Below are 19,491 nucleotides of genomic sequence, written 5' to 3'. Positions count from 1 at the left end.
CTCAACCGAGCGGTTGATGGTTCGAACTGGTTGGATCAGGGGCCGGCGGCGCCGCTGCGGCTACGGGACGGGCAGCGGCGGTGACGGCGGGAACGTCACGGGTAGCGCGGTGAGAGACCGGTGGAACGGGCCGGGCCGCCAGTTGAGCTGCTCGATCGGGACGGCCAATTCCATGTCGGGTAGCGCGTCGAAGACCTGGCCGAGAGCCTCGCCGACCATCAGATCCGAGGACTCGCTCGCTTTCCTGGGGCAGCGGTGACGACCGAGTCCGTGTCCCAGATGCCAGCCGTTGCCGCCGCCGTAATCCCAGTCGCGGGCGGTGGTGCGGCGAAGTGCTGGGTCGTTGTTGCAGGCGGCCATGCTGATCACCACGGGCTGGTCCGCGGGCAGCCAGATCCCATCGATGAGGGTTTGGGCTTTGGGATAGCTGATGCAGAAGTTCGCCATCGGCGGATCGGTGGTCAGGTTCTCGACCATCGCGTCGGTGACCAGCGGCGCGAAACCGGCCTCGTTGTGCCGGTAGCGAGGTTCGGTGAGCATCAGCAGGGCGGTGTTGGCGATATGGTTGCGCGGCACCTCGATCCCCGCCGTCAGCAGCGTCACCAGCTGGTTGAGCTTCTCCTCGAACGACAGATCGGTGGCGGTGTGCACGAGATTGGCCGTCACATCGGCGTGGGCCGGGAGATGGCGTTTGGAGTCCATCAGCGCGCCCAGCGCGCTGCCCAGCATCGCCTCCACCTCAACGGTGGCGTCGGTGTCGAACATGGCCGCCGTGGCGGTCAGAACATCGCCGAGGAGTTCCGGCGGGCAGCCCATGATGTCGGTCGTGAGCACCGAGGTGGTGAACGGGACGACGAACTGGCTGACCAGGTCCGCACTGCCGTCCTCGCAGAAGGAATTGATCAGCAAAATCGCTGTGCGTTCGGCGGCCGCGCGCACGTAATGCAGGTCGATCACCGACAGGGCCCGCTTGAGTGCTTTGCGGTATCGGCCGTGCTCGTCACCGTCGGTGCGCAGGGGGTTGGGGCGCCATTCCATCATCGGCCGCAGCGGGTGCTTGGCCGGAAGCTTCTTCTGCCAGTCCCGTGGATCGGCCGGGAACCGGTCATTGTCGTTGAGGATCTTCCTCGCGGTCGCGTAGCCGATCACCAGGGTCGCCGGCACATCCTCGGCTAGCAGCACCGGCACCAGCGACCGGCCACTCGCCCGCATCTGCGCGTAAACCCTATGGGGGTCTTGGGCGAATGCCTGGTCGTACATGCAGTAACGCGGCTCAGACTTTTCGATCGAGGGATACGAGGCAGGGATCGAGACTTGCGGTGCACTGGACTGAGATTGCACGGAATGGGTCCTTACGAGAGGTGCAGCGGCGGAGCAGGAGGGAATGTCACGGGTAGCGCGGTCAGGGCGCCCAGCGGCGGTGAAGGAGCGAAGGTCACCGGTAGCGCGGTCATAGCGCGCAGGAACAGGGTTGGAAACCAGGTGAGCTGGTCTTCGGGTATCGCCAGCTGTATCTCCGGCAGCGCATCGAGGAGATGTTCGAGCCCGGTGGCGGCGATGAGCATTGCGAGAGCGATGGATGGGCATTGATGTTTGCCGGCACCCCACGCCAGATGTGCGCGGTTACCGGTGCGTTCGCTGGCGCGGAGGGCGGGGTCGCTGTTGGCGGCCCCGATACCGATGGCGACCGGTTGATGCGCGACGAGCCAGCCCCCGTCACCATCGAGGCGGGGCGCTGTCGGGTACCGCACGCAGCCGATCGGCACCGGCGGATCGCGGAACAGAGCCTCCTCGATCATGTCGCGGATTCCCATCCCCCCGCCGAGGGCATCGGAGGCGTAGCGCTCGTCGGTGAGCAGCAGCCGCAGCGGGTTCAGCACTAACGAGGTGGTGGGCTCGGCACCGTAGAGGTAGAGCTCCGCGAGCTGATGGATGACCTCCTCGTCGGTCAGGCCGGCCGGATGGTGGAGCAGCCGCTCCGTCACGCAGCCGACCGGCATGAGGCTCTGGCCCACCACCTCGGCCAGCACCGCGGTAGCGAGTTCGTACCCACGGGCCGCGGTCTGAGCATCGGTCGCGGTGATGTGCTCGGTGAGTGCCTCATAGAGCTGAGCGTTCGCCGCCTCGGGTACCCCGATGATCCGGCCCAGCGCCGCGTACACGAGCGGCGCGGCGTAGTTGGCGCGCAGATCGGCCCGCCCACTCTCGCAGAAGCTATTGATCAGCCCGATCGCGCATTCCTCCACGTGGGCCTGCACCGTGTGCAGCCCCACCCCCTCCAAGGCATCGACAATCGCTCGCCGCAACCGATCGTGATCCGGACCGGCGCTACGCCCCGCGGTCGGCCGCCATTCCAGCACCGGGGGCACCGGACACTCGCCGGGCACGTGTTTCTGCCCGTTCCTCGGGTCGGCAGAGTAGAACTCGCTGTCGTGCAGGATCGCCAACGCCTTGCCGTGTCCCGTCACCAGCGTGGCCGGCACGTCATCGTCCAATGTAACCGGGACCAACGGCCCGAACTCCCGCATCTGGGCGTAGAACCGATCCGGATCCGGATCCGCAGCGAACGCCGCACCCGCCAACGGCACCGCCCTCCCGTCCGGCGCCGTCGGCGACCCCTGAACAACCCCCGAATCCCCCGCTAGATCCTGCGTCGAACGCCCAAACGACCTGCTCAAAACAACACTCCAAGCAATACATCGATCTCGAAAGCGCGTGTCCCCCTGCGGCACACGCGGCACCACCGAATCGGCGGCGACTTCACACGGCAGCGCCCCAGATCAGCTCCGCCACGGCTTGTAGCCGACCCCGCCGTAGACCACTCGCTCCTCGGGATACCGCGCCCGTAACGGCGGGCCCACCGGCCACCAATCCTCGAGCTCGACGAATCCGGGCTCGATCAGTTCCAGTTCGGCGAAATACTCGAGTTGCTCGTTCCGGGTGCGGTACCAGCCCGACCCCAAACCCTCGTTGACGAAGGCAAATTCCAGCCGTTTGGCGAGGTCATGCAGTTCCGGGTGCTCCGGGCCGGGATCGTAGAAATTGCTGATCGCCACATACGACCCGCCGGGCAGACGCTCGACGTAATCGCGCATCACTCGCGCCGGCTCCACTGTGTCGGGAAGGTGGTGCAGCAGGCCGCACACGAGCAGCCCGATCGGACGCTCCAGGTCGAGAAACCGGAAAATGTCCCTGTTCTCCAGCAGAGTCCCGGGTTCCAACAGGTCCCCGGCCACGAAGCGGGTGTTCTCGTTCTGCTCCAGCAGCACCCGCCCGTGCGCAATGCAGACCGGATCGTTGTCCACGTACACGACCTGGGCGTCCGGATTCTGCTGCTGGGCGACCTCATGGGTATTCGCGGCCGTCGGCAGGCCGGCCCCGATATCGAGGAACTGGTCGATACCGGCGGTGCTGGCCAGATGCCGCACCACACGGTGCAGCCAGCGCCGGTGCATCACCGACACATCACCCTGCCGCGGAGCGACCTTCAGGACCTGCTCGTACGCGGCGCGATCGACGTCGTAGTTGTCCTTGCCGCCGAGGCTGTGGTCGTAGACGCGCGCGATGCTGGCTCTGGTGGTGTCCACTCCGACCGGCGTGCGGACACGGGTTCTGGGTGCGGGTGCGGGCATCTGCTGCGGCTCCGTGGGTGGGTTTGGACGGACACGGAAGTGGGGTAGTGGTGGTGATCTGCTGGTGTGGTGCGGATGTCGCATGTGGGAAAAACCTTGACAGCAAGGACCTTTCAACAGCTGCTAAATTTTTAGTAGTTTCCGCTGTAGGCTGATTTGCATGAGTTCTGAGTCGCTGCTGCCGCCGGGTATTGGCACCAACATCGCCGCCTACCGCCGCGCAGCCGGCGTCTCCCGTCAGTCCCTGGCGAACGGGATCGGGAAGTCATTGCAGTGGGTAAACGGCGTGGAGCAAGGTCGGCTCGGCGCAGAACGGCTGACCGATCTGATCAACATCGCCACTGTGGTCGGATGCAAGCTCGAGGACCTGCTGGGGCGGCCCATCGACACGCTGGCGCCAACCACACCGCCCCGTACCGAAGCCGTCGCGGCTGTGCGGGAGGTGATGATGCGCGCCGTCGTCCCGCAGCGGCCTACGGCGCCGCCCGTCTCGCTGGACGACGTCGGAAACCGCGTGGCACAGGCGTGGGCGACCTGGCACAGTTCTCCCACGGCGCATAGTGTGCTGGGCCGCCTGCTACCAGACCTGTTGTCCGACGCCAACACCGCCTACCTGAACGCAGACGATCGCCGGCACGCGGCCCGTAGCCTGTCCGGCGCCTACCAGATCACCCGGCAGTGGCTACATCACCTGCCCGAAGGAGACCTGGCCTGGGTCGCGGCCGAACGCGCCATGAACAGCGCACGAGAAGCCGACGATCCGCATTTGATCGCGCTCGGTGCCTGGGCCCTGTCCGGCAGCTACCGCCGCGCAGGCCAGCAAGACGAAGCAACCCGGCTGTGCCTGTCCGCCGCCGACGAACTCAAACGACGACTCGACGCCGACCCCACCTCAACGGACCTGATCGCCGACTACGGCATGTTGCACCTGGCCGCCGCCGTCTCCGCCGCCCAAAGCGATGAAGACGGACGCGCGTGGGCATTGCACCGGGTCGCCGAAGACGCGGCCCGCTCCCTGGGAGCCGCCTACAACCCATGGCACATGTTCTGCCGCGGCAACGTCGACATCCACGCCCTGGCCATTTCCGCCGAGCTCGGCCGCCCGGACGCAATAGTGGAATACTCCTCACGGCTGGATATCGACCAGGTACCCAGCGTGGAGCGGAAAAGCCGCGTACTCGTCGACACCGCACGCGGATACGTCCAGCGCAAAGAAGACGAGGCCGCGGTGCTGGTTCTCCTGGATGCCGAAAAGGTGTCCTCCGAAGAGGTGCGCGACTCCACAATCGTCCGAGAGATGCTTCGTGAAATGCTATTTCGCGATCACGCCAGAGCGCGGCCACACGTCCGGGGACTGGCGCGCCGCTGCGGCCTGATCGCCGCCTGATGACTCCAGCACCTGATGGAACGGCCGCCGTGAGCAAGTGGGCCTTTCCCAGCACAGACGTGAAAACCTGCGTAGCAAAGGAACTGGAGACCGGGCCGCCGGACCGGCTGCTCCGCAAAGCAGCCACGGGCCTCGCCGTCATCGTCGCCGACGAACTCCGGCGCCGCCACGGCAGCGTCTACGGCCGCCGGATCGCCATGCTCGTCGGCACCGGCAACAACGGCGCCGACGCATTGCTGGCCGGGATACGGCTACGCCGCCAGGGAGTCCATGTCGACGCCATCCTCACCGGCGCCACCGCCTACGAGCCCGGCGTCCACAAACTCCGCCACGCCGGGGGCCGGCTGATCGACGGGTCGCAGACCGACCATCCGATACAGGCACTGCGAGCCGCGGATCTGATCCTGGACGGCATCATCGGAGAAAGCGGCACCGCAGGCCTTCACGGAACCACCGCCGACCTGGTGGAGGCCATCCCGCCGGATACACCCGTCATCGCCGTCGACCTGCCCAGCGGCGTGGATCCCGACACCGGAGAAATCCACGGCACCCACGTCCGCGCCGATATCTCGGTCACCTTCGCCGCCTGGAAGGGCTGCCTGCTGCTCCCGCCCGCCAGCCACGCCGCCGGAGACCTGCGCTACGTCAGCGTAGGACTACCGCCCATCCCGGCCGCCCCCACCGTGCGCCGACTGAGCGCGAGCGACATCGCAGCCCGGTGGCCGGTGCCGCCCCGGGTCTCGCACAAATACACCCGCGGCGTGCTCGGTGTTGTCGCGGGCTCAGACCGGTATCCCGGCGCCGCGGTACTCGCGGTACTCGGGGCGGTCGAGTCCGGGGCCGCGGGCATCGCCCGATTCATCGGCCCGCCAGGGGTCACCAATCAGGTGCTGACCGCGGTCCCCGAAGCCGTCCCCGGTGCCGGACAGGTGCAGGCGTGGCTGCTGGGCTCCGGTGTGGAGGACGACGTGGAGCAGGACCAGGCCATCGACACGGCCCTGCGCTCCGGGCAGCCGTGCGTGGTTGACGCCGGAGCGCTCCACGCCTGCGTGCACCGCCGCATGGACGGTGAGCGCACCGCCGGCGCCGACCGAATCCTGCTGACCCCACACGCCGGGGAAATGGCGCGCATGATGGGCTGGCTCGACCAGCCGGTGCAACGCACGGAAATCGAAGCCCGGCCACTGCACTACGGCCGCACCCTGGCCCAAGCCCTCGACGTCACCGTGCTGGTCAAAGGCCACACCACGATCATCGTCGGGCCCCGCGGCGTAGTCGCCAGCCAGGCCGAAGCACCGTCGTGGCTGGCCACCGCAGGAGCAGGAGACGTCCTCGCCGGGATCGCCGGCGCACTAATGGCCGCCGGGGTGAACGCACTCGACGCCGGGGAAATGGCCGCATTCGTACACGGGCGCGCAGCAATGCGCGCTCACCAGAACCGCCACGGCGGACCGCTCACCGCCAGCGCCGTAGCGCACGCCGTGCCATCAGTCATCGGGGAAATGCTGCAGCATGGACTCGGTCCGGGAAGCTCCGATGATGCTCATATTGACTGATCATTCGCCGTTGACGTTGGTGTACAACCGGTTTCGGATAGTGGAGGGTTGCTCGTGGGGTCTTTGGCCGTGCTCGTGATGGATATACAGAACTCGTACCTGGTGCAGGATGTCCGCGACGCGTACGGCTGGCCGCCGCTGTGGAAGCTCCCCGAGGTGGTCACCGAATGCCGGTCCTTGATCGATGAAGCGAGGTCGCAAGGGATCCCCGTGATCTATTCACGCCAGGTGCCGTGCCCGGCGATGACGCCGCGGTCGGCCCGGCATCGCGCAAGCCGAGCACACCGGCTGCCTGTGCTGTCGGATGCCGAACAGCTCTGGCGATCACAGATCATGGACGATGTCGCACCGGAACCCGGCGATCTGGTGCTGGACAAGACCCGGCACAGCTTCTTCGCCCACACCGAACTCGAACCGGTACTACGCGACCTCGGCGCCGACCGTGTGATCGTCTGCGGGCTGCAGACAAATGTTTGCGTCGAGGCCACAGTCCGCGCAGCGCTGGAACGAAACTTCGAGGTTGCCGTCGCGGAGGACGCGGTCACCACCGACGGCCCGGATCTGCACACCGGATCTTTGAACTCGATGCGGGTTATGTATGTCGAGGTCGCACCATGGCGGGAACTCATCGGCACGGGCGCGAGCTGGGATCGAGCGTATACGACCCCGCACTACGGCCGGAACCCAGAGTATTGGGTCGCCCCGGGCGAATCGTCAACATCTCCAACCAGTGCCAACCACTGGAATGGTGATACCTGAAGGGTCCCGACGGGGCGATGATCCCGAATCGCAAGTGCCGATCTGTATCCACCACCAGCACAGCTTCCCTGACCCGCGCTGCCGGCGAGTGTCATTGCGTCGGCGTGCCGATCCGAAGCCGGTTGCCGTCAGGGTCGCGCAGCTCGATCTCACGCGCCCACGAAGCTTCCTCCGTCTGCACACAGAACTCGGAAGCGATGGCCTCGACATCACGAATGCGGAGGTAGACCAACGTGTCGGGGCGAGCGTCGCCCTCGTGCTCCGACAAGAACAACCGCACCCCACCCCGGGCGACCTCGACGAACGCGGGAAATCCCGGTTCGAAGCGGTGCTCCCACTGCTTGGCGAAGCCCAATCGCTCGTACCACACGAGCGCCGCCGCAGCATCCTCGACGCGAAGAATGGGAATGACTTCCTCGTCCATGGAGCCATCGTCGCAGACCCTCAGGGCGAATGTTGCCTGGTACAGCACTAGGTCGGGCCGCGGCGACCGGGCCTGTTGGCGAATTCTGCGATCACGTCGAGCCCTGGACGGTAACCATCGGTGGTGTCGACGGTGAGTGCCGGTACGTCGAGATCGACCGATTCGAATTGCTCAACCGAGTACCTACCCGCCGCGATCTGCGCCAGTAGCTCGTTGTCGTTGTGCGCCCGGCGATGAGGGTCGTGCTCGGCGCGGCCGGCAATCCGGTCGCGGATCACCGATTCTGACGCTGTGCAGTGCACGATCCGAATGTCGACTACCGGAGCCACCGCCATCAGATTCGGCGCCCACAATCGCTGCTGGAAAGCTGCCTCGGCGACCGAGGTGACACCGGCACGAACCAACACCCCGAGAACGTTGAAGAATGCGGTCAACGTAAGAATGTTCAGCTCATCCCAGCCCTGCTCAGGATCCCGGCCAGCTGCCAGGACCATGCCTTGTTTGATCTCGCCGGCCGCCCGGGTCACGGGCTGCCAGCCCGAGCACTTCCGCGCATCCCCGACGGTCAAGTCGACGATTGAAACCACCTCCAAACAAAGACGCTTGGCCGACACTGCACTTCGGTCGCTGGCCAACTCGGCAGGAGTCATCTCTGATGCAACCCGGGGTTCCAGTTGTGACCGCGCCAAGAACAACGACAATGGCTTGACCAGCAATGATAACTCCGGTTACGGGTCAGTCTGTGGCGGTTGCTTGGTCGTGGTCGGGGGTCCGGACTGGTGAGAAAAGTCGCGCTGAGCAGTTACCGCAGAACTTCACATTCTCAATGGCGTCACCGGCCCGAACCTAGCCGTCACATTGCGGACATTTCGCAAAGTACCCCACGCCGTTCGGATCCGAAGTTCTGAATTCACAGTAATTATGTGAGATTTGGCAATTGACAGATCAGCCCGGTTATTTAATGCTTGATGCGTATAGGAATTGCACGATCGGCAGAATTGCGTGCGGTCCGTCCGCATTCTTTCGCGCCCGGTCGTTATCCCAATTTGGTGTCTTCTCCTAGTATTTGATGTGGCCAGTGTCAGCCCACCGGTGACGGCCATACCAGTGCCGGAAGCGGGACAAAAATGACATATGGCAATCGATCGCCGAGGCTTCCGGTTCGCGTCATCGGCTCGGTAACCATAGAGTTCGAGTGAAAGGCCTCCACGATGACGATCCCGAGCGACGTTCGTGCGAGCACACCAACTACTGGTGCTCACGTTGCTCACGTCAGCACGCATCACGTCAGGACGCATCACGTCAGGACGCGCACACGGCGCGGTTCTTCCCGTCGGTACACCAGCTGGCTCGACCTGCCGACCCCCGGCGCAGACGGATCCACCGCTGGCGGGATCCACCCGGATCTCCCGATGAGCCTGTCTTCGCTGCGAGACGCACTCGACGATGCGCGTGCTGCTGGGGTAGCTCCCGTCCGGTATGCAGCATTGCTGCATCAGCACTGGCTGGTGGTCGCTACTCACAACGCGGGGATCGACCTGGCGAGGTGGAATCCCCGCGGTGGGGCCCGCGTCAATGCGGATACGTTCGAAGCGGTATATGCCAACTATTTGCGCCTTGCGCATGCACACCCGGGATTCTATTGGGTTGGTCTCGCAGGTTTGGCAGCTGCACCTTTTGTCGGCGGAATGGCCGACCTTAATGGGCTCACTGCGGCCATCGACCGGCCCCTGATCAGACGGGTGATGGCCACCATCGACTTTGTTGTCAGCTCTGGCCGGTTGCCGGGTTTGCAAAACTTGCCCAGCGACATCCGGGCCACACTTCGCGGTGCATCAAAGCTTTCCGCCCAGGATCTGAGATGGTTTCAGATTCGGCTGATGATCATGCAGAAACATATCTACACCGATGTAGTCAGCCAGCATGAGGCGTTCTTAATTGCAGGCATGGCCGGCGTCGAGGAGATGTATCAAGCGAGAATGATCGACGACAATGCGCGTACAGCCTGGAGGGGCATAGCCTCTGGTCGACACGCGGGCTTCGCGGATGCATTGGTTCGGATCGCCGATCGGGAACAGAACCAGATCGTGGCGGAACAGTGGGATGCTACCGCCGCTGGCCGCAGCGGTATGGGCCGTGTCATGTGCTACGCCAGCACCGTTGTCGCCCAACCGATCATCCCCGGGGTGCGTGCACCGGGCATTTACGCACCCACCATGGCCACGGCCAAGTTCGCGGGACGAAACCTGTCGCTGCGATTGCCGCTTCCAGCGCTCTGCTGGGCCGACCGAGTTCCGCGATGGCACTACATCCTGCACGACTTCATCCCCCGATACCTCGAGATGATGCATCAGCCCTCCTACGCGGCGGCAGTTCTCGGTGCGCCTTTCCTGGACATCGTTGCCCAGGGAAAGGTTGTCAACCGCCTACCCGACCTGGCCGCCAACTTCACAGCCCAGTGGCAAGTCACCTGGACCTGATCTCCCATCGTGGTCGAAACGCAGGCATGGAACATCCGCCGCCCCCAGCCCCAGTCCTGACGTGCGGAAGGAACAGAGCCGGGCGGCTTTCCCCCGGAGCAGTACTCCCATTCGCTCGATGGCTGACCTGGACTACCCGGCCAGCGTTCTCAATTCGTCCAGCAAGCAATGCAGCATTCACGAGATCAAAGGAGGTAGCCGTGTTCATACACGACACAGCCCTGACCCAAACCCATCCGGCGCGGCTCTACAACTATTTTCTGGGCGGTTCCGGCTACGACGAGATCGACCGCATCGCGGCCGACGAAGTCGAGAAGGCCGCTCCGACCGTGCGGACTATGGCTCGCACCAACCGGCAGTTCATGCATCGCGCCGTCCGGTATCTCGCTGGGCAGGGGATCCGCCAGTTTCTCGATGTCGGGTGTGGCATCCCGGCCGAGCCCAACCTACACCAGATCGCTCAGAGCGTGGATCCAAGCGCCAACGTCGTGTATGTCGACAACGACCCGGTGGTAATCTCGCGCGCTCACGACCTCCTCGGCAGTACACCACCAGGCGCCACAGTGCTGGTCGAGGCCGATATCACCGACCCCACAACGATTCTCGACGCACCGGCTGTGCGGGAGATATTGGACCTTTCCGAACCGGTCGCGCTCTCGCTGGTCGCGATCATGCATTTCGTCAGCGACCGCCACGACCCCTATGAGGCCGTCTCGGTCCTGCTGGATGCTCTCGCTCCAGGCTCCGTCCTGGTGCTCAGTCACAGCACCGGCGATTTCGACCCGCGGGGTACACACGCCGCGGTCGGGGTCTACCGAGCCAGCGGCATGGACCCGCAACCCCGCACCCGCGAGGAGGTTGCCCGTTTCTTCGATGGGCTGGAAATCATCGCGCCAGGCATCGTGGCTCCTCACCGTTGGCGCAACCCGGGCCTCGAGCCGTCAGCCGGGCTGGATGCCGAAGTCGGCTTCTACGCCGGTATCGGCCGCAAACCCGCCTGATTGCAGCAGGAGAGGTCAGTTAATGATTCGTTTGCGAGTCGGAGACGAATGGCGACGGTCCGTACTGTCGCGTGCATCCGTGATGGGGTAGATCCACGGTGGTGTTGCTCTCGGGTGGGCCCCGGGTCCCGAAGACACCGGTCCGCGACAAACGAAGTGACCGTAAGCCGGTTGACGGAGCGGGAAATCGCAGCTGACCCGGACGATAATGCCTTCCACAAGTCGGGCATAGAACGTGCAGGTCTGCGGCGCCAGAACCAGCCGCCCAGGGGCTGGCGGATTGAGTGAGCGGATATCCGGGAGGCATCGTTCCGGATTCCAACTCCAGCTCGCCGGTCGGCTGACGCCCGCGCGAAGCATCGTCGCTACCACCGTCTGGGTCGCCGCCAGTGAATCGCGGGACCTAGCTGAAAGGTCAGCACTCGATTACCGCGTGATCGTATGGCCGCTTGGACTTCAGTGATTGCATGGACCCCTTTGTCTCATGCGATTGCGGCGGCGCTACCTGTTGCACGTCGGACGAAAGTAAGACATCAGGCGGCAAGTTCCGGTTGCCACCCCGGGCCTTTGAGATTAGGGACCCTCCACTGTGGGTGCTGCATTCCCCTATGGAACACGTTCGGCGCCTGTTCAATCAGAGTGAGGGCTGCCGCGTCTTGTTCTCCGGCTAGAAGCTTGTCCGCAGCCGCACAGATCTCCTCGCGGCGAGCAAGCCAGTGGAACCAGGCAGAGGTGTCCTCGGGGCTCAGCGTGTGCAGGAGGCGGCGCCGCAGGGCACGCCGGGCAGCTTGCTCACGAGGAGCCAGCGAGCGCCAGTACGACCGTTGGTACCAGAGAGAGCGGAGAAGCCTCGCCAGAGGCGAGAGACTGGAGGCAAGCGACTCTCCGGCGGGGAGCGAGGAGGTGAGAGTGCAGCGGAGGCGCCACCGGTGTTGCTCGTGGGTGAGGCGGGAGCGGAGAGTGGGGGGGTGGCAGTGGCCGGTGGGGGCGCGGAGGGGGGTGCTACAGCTAGTGGGGGAAGAAGTAGCCCGGGCCTCCGAAAGGTAGGCCAGTGCGCGTGCGCCGGGCCCGTAAGCCCGACAGTCCTGAGCTCCGCCTTCGTACTCGTGCGTTACTTCCAAGACCTCCACCGCGACGGCAGCCGCAATGGCCGCACGCACCGTCTTCGGGTCGAGATTGCTGAGTATGGCCAGCTGCCTACAGCTAATCGAGCCTGACCGTTGAACAATGGCAGGGGCCAGGACATACAACAACGCCGCGACGCTCCGCCGCTTCTGAGGTCGCAGGGGCCGTACGAGGTGGTCTGCGGCAATCTGCAGGCCACGGCGCATCACCTCGATCTCTGCTAGAACGTCCGGGGCAGCTTCCGCTGTGTCGACGCGATAACGCCGTGGTCTGTCGAGTTTGGCCTCCGCAAGTGCTCGCTTCCACAAGCCGCTCCAGTCTCTCCGGCCCATCTTGCGGCAGCCGACAGGGGACGCAGCCAGTGCGTAGCTCCATGCTTTGTCTTCGTTGAAGCCTTTCTCGGCCGCCACTGTCGTCACCGCGGGCATCCAGACGTAGCGTCTCCACCACAGTTCTCCGTTGGCGGCAGATTTTCCGCCTCGAAGGTTCACCTGTTCCCAGGCGGCTCTCGCCGAATACGACAGCCGGGCCATTGCACACGCCAGCCCGTACTCGCGGCCTGATCGCGAAAGATCGCGGCCCGGGGCAACACGGTATCCACCGCTGGTCCGAATTGCGCGCCGGCGAGAGCCCGAGCTATGCCTCAGGCCGGCATCAATTACAGCCTGAGGCGTCATTGTGCAGCTGATGACGGGGGAGTAGTACCCCCGTCGGTGCGGCGAGCGCAGTGTCCGAAGCACCTTGTTGGTGCGATCGTCGATCGGGATCTTGAATATCCTCGAAATCCGGCGACATTGCCTAGCCCATTTCGAGAGGTGGCCTGTAGACATCGCCAGCGCCAGTACATGGCGTCCACCTGGGCGGCCGGACTCGCGAACCAGGTATGGAAGGGACTCACTGACACACCAGGCCACCAGGGCTTCTGCGCAGAGGTCGCCAGCAATCTCCTCGCCTTGAGGAGGATCGATGTCGGCGCCGAGCACTCCAGGCCTGAGTTTCCCGCCGAGAGCCGCGACACTCTCGCCGGAGAGTGCGACCTGGAGGTTATCGGAGTTGTCAAGTATGCCCAACCGATGGTTCTCAGCATCGATCAGGATGTATGGCGACACGAAGAGTTGGCGGTCCAGCGCCGCTATATACCCAGGTCGCCGCCACGTCTGGTCGACACATCGTGTTGCTGGTAGACCAGATTTTGGACGTGCGCTATCGTTGGAGCTGTCCAATGACAGTCCTTTCGGAAGAGGCTCATCGGGCAACAAAGGAATCTGGGAACGAGGGTTGCGCGCTCGCCCAGCTGCTTCGGAGACGTCTTCCCCCGGCCTGGCACGCCGGGGGTCTCCACTTTTCAGTGGACGTCTTGCCCGCTTAGTTGTGAGTGCGGTAGCTCCTTGGCGGGAAGCATCCGCAATAGTTCTTCTTCAATCAGGAAGCCTTGAGAACCTCCTCCGACACATGTTCCGCCTGGGCCTGCTGTTTGGCATTGGCGTTGTTCGCCGCTGATGTCACTTGGCTCAATGCGGCATCGGCCTCTTCGGCCTCGACAGATTCCGCAAAGGCTAGACGCGTCGATGGGTGCGATAGAAGCCCAGTTCGCCGTCCTGATGCCAGCAGAAGTTGGTGCGCCTCAAGCGCAAGCCTTGGCTTTCCCGCCTGGATGCAGGTCAAGTCCGCGCACATTTGACTGACAGAGCTGAAGCCAAGCTTCGATGCAAGTAGGTCAGGGTCCCCGAGAGCTTCCGGGAACCGAACGGTGAAGCCGCGGGAGCGAGGGCCCTTGTTTCCGCCCTTGTTTCGACCTGTGCGTGCCATTGCCGCCTCTCCTTCACCATCGGCACTGATGCCCCCACTTCCCAGGGACCAGCGGCTCCGATTATTGAGCAAGGGTGGACGGCGCGACAGCCGACGCGCCGTCATCCGGGGAACATTCTGCATCAAATAACGCCGCGGGTCGAGACGACGAGGTCGTGGAGGGGTTAAGGCTGGCGGAATCCACGGGGGCGCCGGCTGCGGCAGGCCGAAAACAGCTGCCCAGCGGCGGCATTCGGCTGGAGATCGACGCACCCAGCCTGTCGGTTCATCCATCCCGAGATCCAGCTGATCTGGTCTTCGGTGTTCGCGCGCGCAGACGGCACGGTCGATTCTCTGCCCAACAGACCAGCTTTCGTAGTGCACCACCGATCCTTCTAAGACGCTCGAATCCTGGTGATCCGGGCGAGTGAAAGCTCCGCGACTCGATGACCTACGGTGCGGCGAACACCCCGATCGCCACCCGGCTGGCCAAGCACGAATCCTTCCGAACATGCTGATCAGGCGGCCCGAGAAGCGAACGGCGCATGATCCCTGGCCAGGTGGAAGAGATTGAAGAGTCGGCCGCCAGGGCGGTCCAGCCGGAACATACGCGCGTGGTAGTCAACGTATTCGTAGCCCGGGTGCTCATATGGCGTCGGCTCAAGAAGCGTGATTCGAGGGTCTGCGTAGTCGGCCTCGCTGGGTTCAGTGGTCCACATCCGCTCGAACTCGTGCGCGTCCGAGAACGCGGCTATGAGCTCGTCTATGCGCCGCTGAGGTACGAGGCCAGGGGCGAACACCCGGAATCGTGTCAGCATGACGTGCGTCCGCTGGTCCCAATTCTTGATGGCTCGGCGGGCCGAAGGATGCAGCAGGTGCCATTCGAGCAGGTTGACCGGGTCACCCGTAGGGCTGACCATAGTGTCGAGTCCGGGGAGCAGCGTGTGGAACGCCGAGTTGGCGTAGATCAGGTCGAAAGTGGGCAACAGCTGGTAGCTGGCCGGTCCACGAAAGTCCTCGATATGGCAATAGTCCTCGGGGTCGGCAACTGGCGGCCAGATCTCCTTTCCGCGTGGGTGTCGCGCCGAGTCCGTGAGCTCGCGTAGCTTCTCCCGGAGCCATGATGGTGCTCCGCACGCGTCACTCCATGCATCGAGCCGTTCGGCCGGGGGAATCAAGCCGCTCTCGTAGCGGTCCAGCAGCGATGTGCTGAAGTTGGCGGCGAGCGCCACCGTCGAGCGCCGAAGTTTCCTGCGCTGCCGAAAATTACGCATGTATTGACTGTGAAGCGGGGTGTCCCGGTCCGCCCGTTCCTGACAAATCTCGTGCACCGTAGCCCTCCTGACGTACTCTCGTCACCCCCGGGTGAGCGCGTGGAGCGCACACCCGCAACAGAGCGAGCCGGCGCGCCCTGATCGATCGATAGGTCACATGGGCATAGCCTCCACGATCCCCACTACCCCTCTGGCCAAATCACGCCAGGGCCTGTGTAACCGGCAGCACGACACTCTCACACATGCAGCTCGGACGGAATACGGATATACGACACTAATACTTACAACTGTATGCGTACGCCCCCCGAGCGGGAGATAGCGATAGATTTGCCATAAAGCTGGATGAGCCTCTCGCCAGGAAGGGAAGGTCGAGGGGCACATGGAAAACGTAACGTCATGAAGCTTTTTGGAGATACCGCTTATGGGCTGATGTCGATAGCTCGGCGACGCCGGCTCCTCATGTTGCGAGCCTCTGAAATTGGATCAGAAACACCTCAGTTCACCATGCACGTGCAGATGTCTGCACAGAATGCGGCACGACAGCGGCTGCGAACCACCTTCTACGGCGTCGGCTGCATTCGGTACGTACATCGAATCGGGACAACGCATCGCAGGTCCGCCGCGTGTTCGCACCAGGGTTCAGACATTCGCTCGCCAGCGGATGCGTCTTCGCCGCCGGAAGCCGAACCTCCGAACAGCTCAGCACCGCAGCACCGCAATTGCCACTGATCGTGTAGGCCGCGGAAGCAATGTCGCCACATCATTCCGAACCCACACCATCTTCGATACCTGGGGTGACATCCCGGTCCGCGATTTACATTAATCCGACAAAGCCATCTGGTTGACAGAGTGGCAGCAGAAAATCAATGCTTGAATCCGTTCCAACACCCGGGCAATACAATCTGAATTCACGCACGATCCGAGCCGAGGCCATAATTCGTGAAATACCGGCACTCGACACGTCGATTTCCAAATTTGAAATGGGCGGTTGAGGTTCGCACCTTCGCGGCAGCCGCAGCTCGGATATTTCCGGCCTACAGATGCCAGGCGCCAAGGTCCTCACGATCCGGACGACGGAGTCGTTGACTGCCTCGCATGTAAGCAGGCTTACAGAAGGGAGGACCTCGAGATCGTGTCGAACCACCACGGCCAATGGCATTTTCGGGCAAGCAGGGCAGTACCGAGGGAGACGTGCACGGATGCCTGACCAAGCGTCATCGGCCGAGACAAGAGGCCCCCTCCTCGTAACGTCGGCTTCCACCAGCAAGAGGGCGTCCTCCTCAGCACATCTGCTGTCCCACAGTGAACACGGCCGCGGCACAGCATTGGTAATCGGCGGCGGACTGGCTGGTTTCTGCGCGGTGTTGGCCCTGCAAGGGCACGCCGAACGCATCATTGTTGTCGAGCGTGACCGCTTCCCGGCTCAACCGGACGTGCGCCCAGGGGTTCCGCAAGCCCGACATGCACATCTCCTGCTGGAAGGTGGGCACCGCGCGCTGGAAGCGCTGCTGCCCAATATCCGGGAGGAGTTGAGGACCGCTGGTGCGGTGAACTTTGCGATGTCCGGTGAATTGCGGTGGCGTACCGCAGCTGGGTTGATGGCCGAGCATGACAGCAGCCTGACCATCACGTCCTGCACTCGTGCGCTTCTCGATCACGTCGTGCGCGCGCGGGTGTACGCAGGGGCCGAGATCCGGCAGGTTGATGGCGAACAGGTACGGATTCTTGGAGGGTCTCAGCTCGATGTGCTCGAAGGCTGGGAAGCGATCGGCCTTCTGGGCACCCGGAAACGTCTGACCGGAGCCAGAATCCGGGCCCGTGGTGGTGGTGCCACTCCGGTCCGCGAGGTGAATGCCGAGTTGATTGTGGATGCGTCGGGACGTTCTTCGTCGCTTACCCGTTGGCTGCGTGAACTGGGCTGCCCGCCGACGCCGGAAGTTCGTGTTGACGCAGGCGTTAGCTATGCGAGCCGGCTCTTCTACCGGCCGCCGGTTGACCACGGCTTCTCCGCGCTCTACCTGCAGACGGCTCCGGGCTATCCGCAGACGGGCGCCCTGTTGCCCGTCGAGGGGCATAGGTGGATCGTGAGCTTAGGCGCAATGCGGGGCAGCGAAACCGAGCCGGGCGAGCGCGGATTCAACCAACTGCTTTCGCAGCTTCGTGATCCCATCCTGCGGGAGACATTACGCAATGCGGAGCCGGCCAGCGAGGTGCGTGGTTTTCGCCCCGGGCCCAGCGTGCGACGGTACTTCGAGCGTTCCGCACCCGAAGGTTTGGTCGTCCTCAGTGATGCGAACGCCAGTTTCAATCCCGTTTATGGGCAGGGGATGTCTGTACTCATTCGAGGAGCGCTGGCGATGCGCTCGGCGCTGCGTCGCTATGGCGGGATTGGGATTCCGGCGGCTCGCGCTGCTCAGAAGGGCATCGCAGCGGAAACGGTGGACTCGTGGCTCATGTCCGCCAGTGAGGACATGCGGTTTCCCGCCACGATCGGTGGCCAATCGGGTGCCTTCACGCAAGTTCAGCATCGGTTTCTTGATCGAGTCTTGAGCCGCGCAACGACCGATCCCCTGGTCGCCGCTGCTTTTCAGGAGGTGATGTCGCTGGTCTCCCCGCCGCGGTCACTATTCCGGCCACAGATTCTCGGTCGTGTCCTGCTCGGATCTGGAGGACAGTGATGACAGCAGCGTGTCTCCGGCAGCTCCCGCACCCGCCGATGCTGACCCGGTTTCCGTTTACATTCCTGTTGCGCCAACTCCCGGGCGACGTGCGGTCGACTCCTGCTCAACGCCAGTCCTATTTGGAAGCTACTCGAATAGGGGATCCCGCGGCCGATGGGCTGGTGGCGATGTTTCAGCGACTGCCTGCCGGTCAGGGACGCGCACTGTTCGAATTGGCGGTGGAGCAAGGGATCGCCGCCGTCGAAGATCCGCCTCCGGAGTTGACCGCGTTCTTCGCCTCGGTGGACGCTGTGCCCTACTGGGTCGACCCGCAGCAGCTTGCCTTGGCTGCACGGGTCATCGGCCGCAGTGGTGTTGTCGGGAACATCTCGCTGTCCATGGGCGCGCTTCTCGGCGGCTACCTCGCCCACCGGGTCGTCAAATGCCTGGTCGGTGGGGACCTAGATCAAATGGCTCCGCGCAGGGTCGCCGAAACCATGCTGTGGTTCGTGCAGGCGACTGCCCCAGGAGGGTTGGATCGGTTCGCGCCGGGGTTCCGGTCGACCCTGCGGGTGCGGTTGATGCACGCGATGGTGCGCGCAGGGATGGGCCGGCGATCGGACTGGGATTGGGAGGCGTGGGACCGCCCCGTCAATGGAGGCCAGATTCTGGGTACGCAGGTGTTTTTCGCTGTCGCGCAGATCGCAGGATCCCAGGCCCTCGGAATGCACTGGTCGCGTGATGAGAAGGAAGCGGTATACGCGTTCTTCCGTTATGTTGGCTATCTGCTAGGCGCCCCCGCCGGCCAGATTCCGGCCAGCGAACGCGACTACTGGCGGCTGTTCTGGCTCCAGGTCTCCTACGAGCTGAGCGATCCGGACGAGGATTCCGTCAAGATGGCGCAGGCACTCATCGGCGCTGTCGGGCCTGTCGTCATCGGAAACCAGGACGATCTGACCCACCGGATCGGACGACACGCGGCAACTGGGTTTCTGTGTGGCTATGCACGGCTGATCCTGGGGAAGCCCAATTCCGACTTCCTCGGCCTGCCTGACAGCAAGGCGGCCCAAGCCGTCGTGGTGGCGGCGGCCGCGACGATTACCTGTCTGGAGGTCGCGCGGCGGGTGATCCCGGGCGCGACTCGCCTCAGCGAGGTGTACGGGCGGCGCGTCAAGGTGCGTTCGGTACTCCGAATGATGCACCGTCACCACGGCGACCAGCGGTTCTCTCGCGCCGATCAGCTCTCCGAGGTACACGGCGGAGCACCGATGAACAGTCCTGTGGCACCGCCGTCAGACCTGGCGCCGCACCCACCGACCTCACCTTCGAATCCGCATCGCACCGTGTCCATGGAGCCCTCATGAGCATCACACAGACAGCCATCGAACACGCCCAGGCACGACAG

The 19,491-nt window shown here is 64.0% G+C and carries 13 protein-coding genes; 7 read left to right on the top strand and 6 right to left on the bottom strand.

Going from position 1 to position 19,491, the window contains the following annotated elements:
- Positions 1 to 60 precede the first annotated feature (60 nt).
- From ACWEWT_RS15010 to ACWEWT_RS15000, 3 genes are all read right to left on the bottom strand, one after another.
- Positions 61 to 1,212: a cytochrome P450 gene (locus ACWEWT_RS15010; RefSeq protein ID WP_452559259.1), complete on the bottom strand. Its 1,152-nt coding sequence runs from the start codon at positions 1,210 to 1,212 to the stop codon at positions 61 to 63.
- 140 nt (positions 1,213 to 1,352) lie between these two features.
- On the bottom strand, positions 1,353 to 2,588 hold the full coding sequence (locus ACWEWT_RS15005; RefSeq protein ID WP_452559258.1) for a cytochrome P450: 1,236 nt from the start codon (positions 2,586 to 2,588) through the stop codon (positions 1,353 to 1,355).
- A 192-nt stretch (positions 2,589 to 2,780) separates the two neighbouring features.
- The gene (locus ACWEWT_RS15000; protein ID WP_452559257.1) at positions 2,781 to 3,632 is read right to left on the bottom strand and encodes an SAM-dependent methyltransferase; all 852 of its coding nucleotides are present in this window, start codon (positions 3,630 to 3,632) and stop codon (positions 2,781 to 2,783) included.
- Between the two features lie 160 nt (positions 3,633 to 3,792).
- On the opposite strand from ACWEWT_RS15000, the gene ACWEWT_RS14995 reads away from it, so the two are divergent.
- Genes ACWEWT_RS14995 through ACWEWT_RS14985 form a run of 3 tightly spaced genes read left to right on the top strand, consistent with a single transcriptional unit; the run spans position 3,793 to position 7,334 of the window.
- A complete protein-coding gene (locus ACWEWT_RS14995) occupies positions 3,793 to 5,019 on the top strand; it encodes a helix-turn-helix domain-containing protein (RefSeq protein WP_452559255.1) in 1,227 nt (408 codons plus the stop codon).
- 29 nt (positions 5,020 to 5,048) lie between these two features.
- Positions 5,049 to 6,575, top strand: a complete 1,527-nt coding sequence (locus ACWEWT_RS14990; protein ID WP_452559254.1) for a bifunctional ADP-dependent NAD(P)H-hydrate dehydratase/NAD(P)H-hydrate epimerase — start codon at positions 5,049 to 5,051, stop codon at positions 6,573 to 6,575.
- 54 nt (positions 6,576 to 6,629) lie between these two features.
- Positions 6,630 to 7,334, top strand: coding sequence for a cysteine hydrolase family protein (locus ACWEWT_RS14985; RefSeq protein WP_452559253.1), 705 nt, complete (start codon positions 6,630 to 6,632; stop codon positions 7,332 to 7,334).
- A 91-nt stretch (positions 7,335 to 7,425) separates the two neighbouring features.
- On the opposite strand, the gene ACWEWT_RS14980 is transcribed toward ACWEWT_RS14985, so the two are convergent.
- Both ACWEWT_RS14980 and ACWEWT_RS14975 read right to left on the bottom strand, forming a co-directional pair.
- On the bottom strand, positions 7,426 to 7,758 hold the full coding sequence (locus ACWEWT_RS14980) for a glyoxalase superfamily protein (RefSeq protein WP_452559251.1): 333 nt from the start codon (positions 7,756 to 7,758) through the stop codon (positions 7,426 to 7,428).
- A 47-nt stretch (positions 7,759 to 7,805) separates the two neighbouring features.
- Complete coding sequence (locus ACWEWT_RS14975) at positions 7,806 to 8,372, bottom strand: AAA family ATPase (protein ID WP_452559249.1); 567 nt, start codon at positions 8,370 to 8,372, stop codon at positions 7,806 to 7,808.
- A 798-nt stretch (positions 8,373 to 9,170) separates the two neighbouring features.
- Here ACWEWT_RS14975 and ACWEWT_RS14970 point away from each other — a divergent pair.
- Entirely contained in the window at positions 9,171 to 10,238 is a 1,068-nt protein-coding gene (locus tag ACWEWT_RS14970; protein WP_452559248.1) for a hypothetical protein, read from the top strand.
- 200 nt (positions 10,239 to 10,438) lie between these two features.
- Positions 10,439 to 11,239 (top strand): SAM-dependent methyltransferase, encoded by an 801-nt coding sequence (locus ACWEWT_RS14965; protein WP_452559246.1) that lies wholly within the window; start codon positions 10,439 to 10,441, stop codon positions 11,237 to 11,239.
- A 3,431-nt stretch (positions 11,240 to 14,670) separates the two neighbouring features.
- On the opposite strand, the gene ACWEWT_RS14960 is transcribed toward ACWEWT_RS14965, so the two are convergent.
- Positions 14,671 to 15,426, bottom strand: coding sequence for an MmyB family transcriptional regulator (locus tag ACWEWT_RS14960; RefSeq protein WP_452559245.1), 756 nt, complete (start codon positions 15,424 to 15,426; stop codon positions 14,671 to 14,673).
- Positions 15,427 to 16,787: 1,361 nt separating this feature from the next.
- Between ACWEWT_RS14960 and ACWEWT_RS14955 the strand changes: the two genes are divergently transcribed.
- A complete protein-coding gene (locus ACWEWT_RS14955) occupies positions 16,788 to 18,104 on the top strand; it encodes an NAD(P)/FAD-dependent oxidoreductase (RefSeq protein WP_452559243.1) in 1,317 nt (438 codons plus the stop codon).
- Positions 18,104 to 19,450, top strand: coding sequence for an oxygenase MpaB family protein (locus ACWEWT_RS14950; RefSeq protein ID WP_452559241.1), 1,347 nt, complete (start codon positions 18,104 to 18,106; stop codon positions 19,448 to 19,450). Before ACWEWT_RS14955 ends, ACWEWT_RS14950 begins: the two co-directional genes overlap by 1 nt.
- The last annotated feature ends 41 nt before the right edge of the window (positions 19,451 to 19,491 follow it).

Source organism: Nocardia sp. NPDC003963, from assembly GCF_053605105.1.
This window is presented reverse-complemented; position numbering and strand designations above follow the sequence as displayed.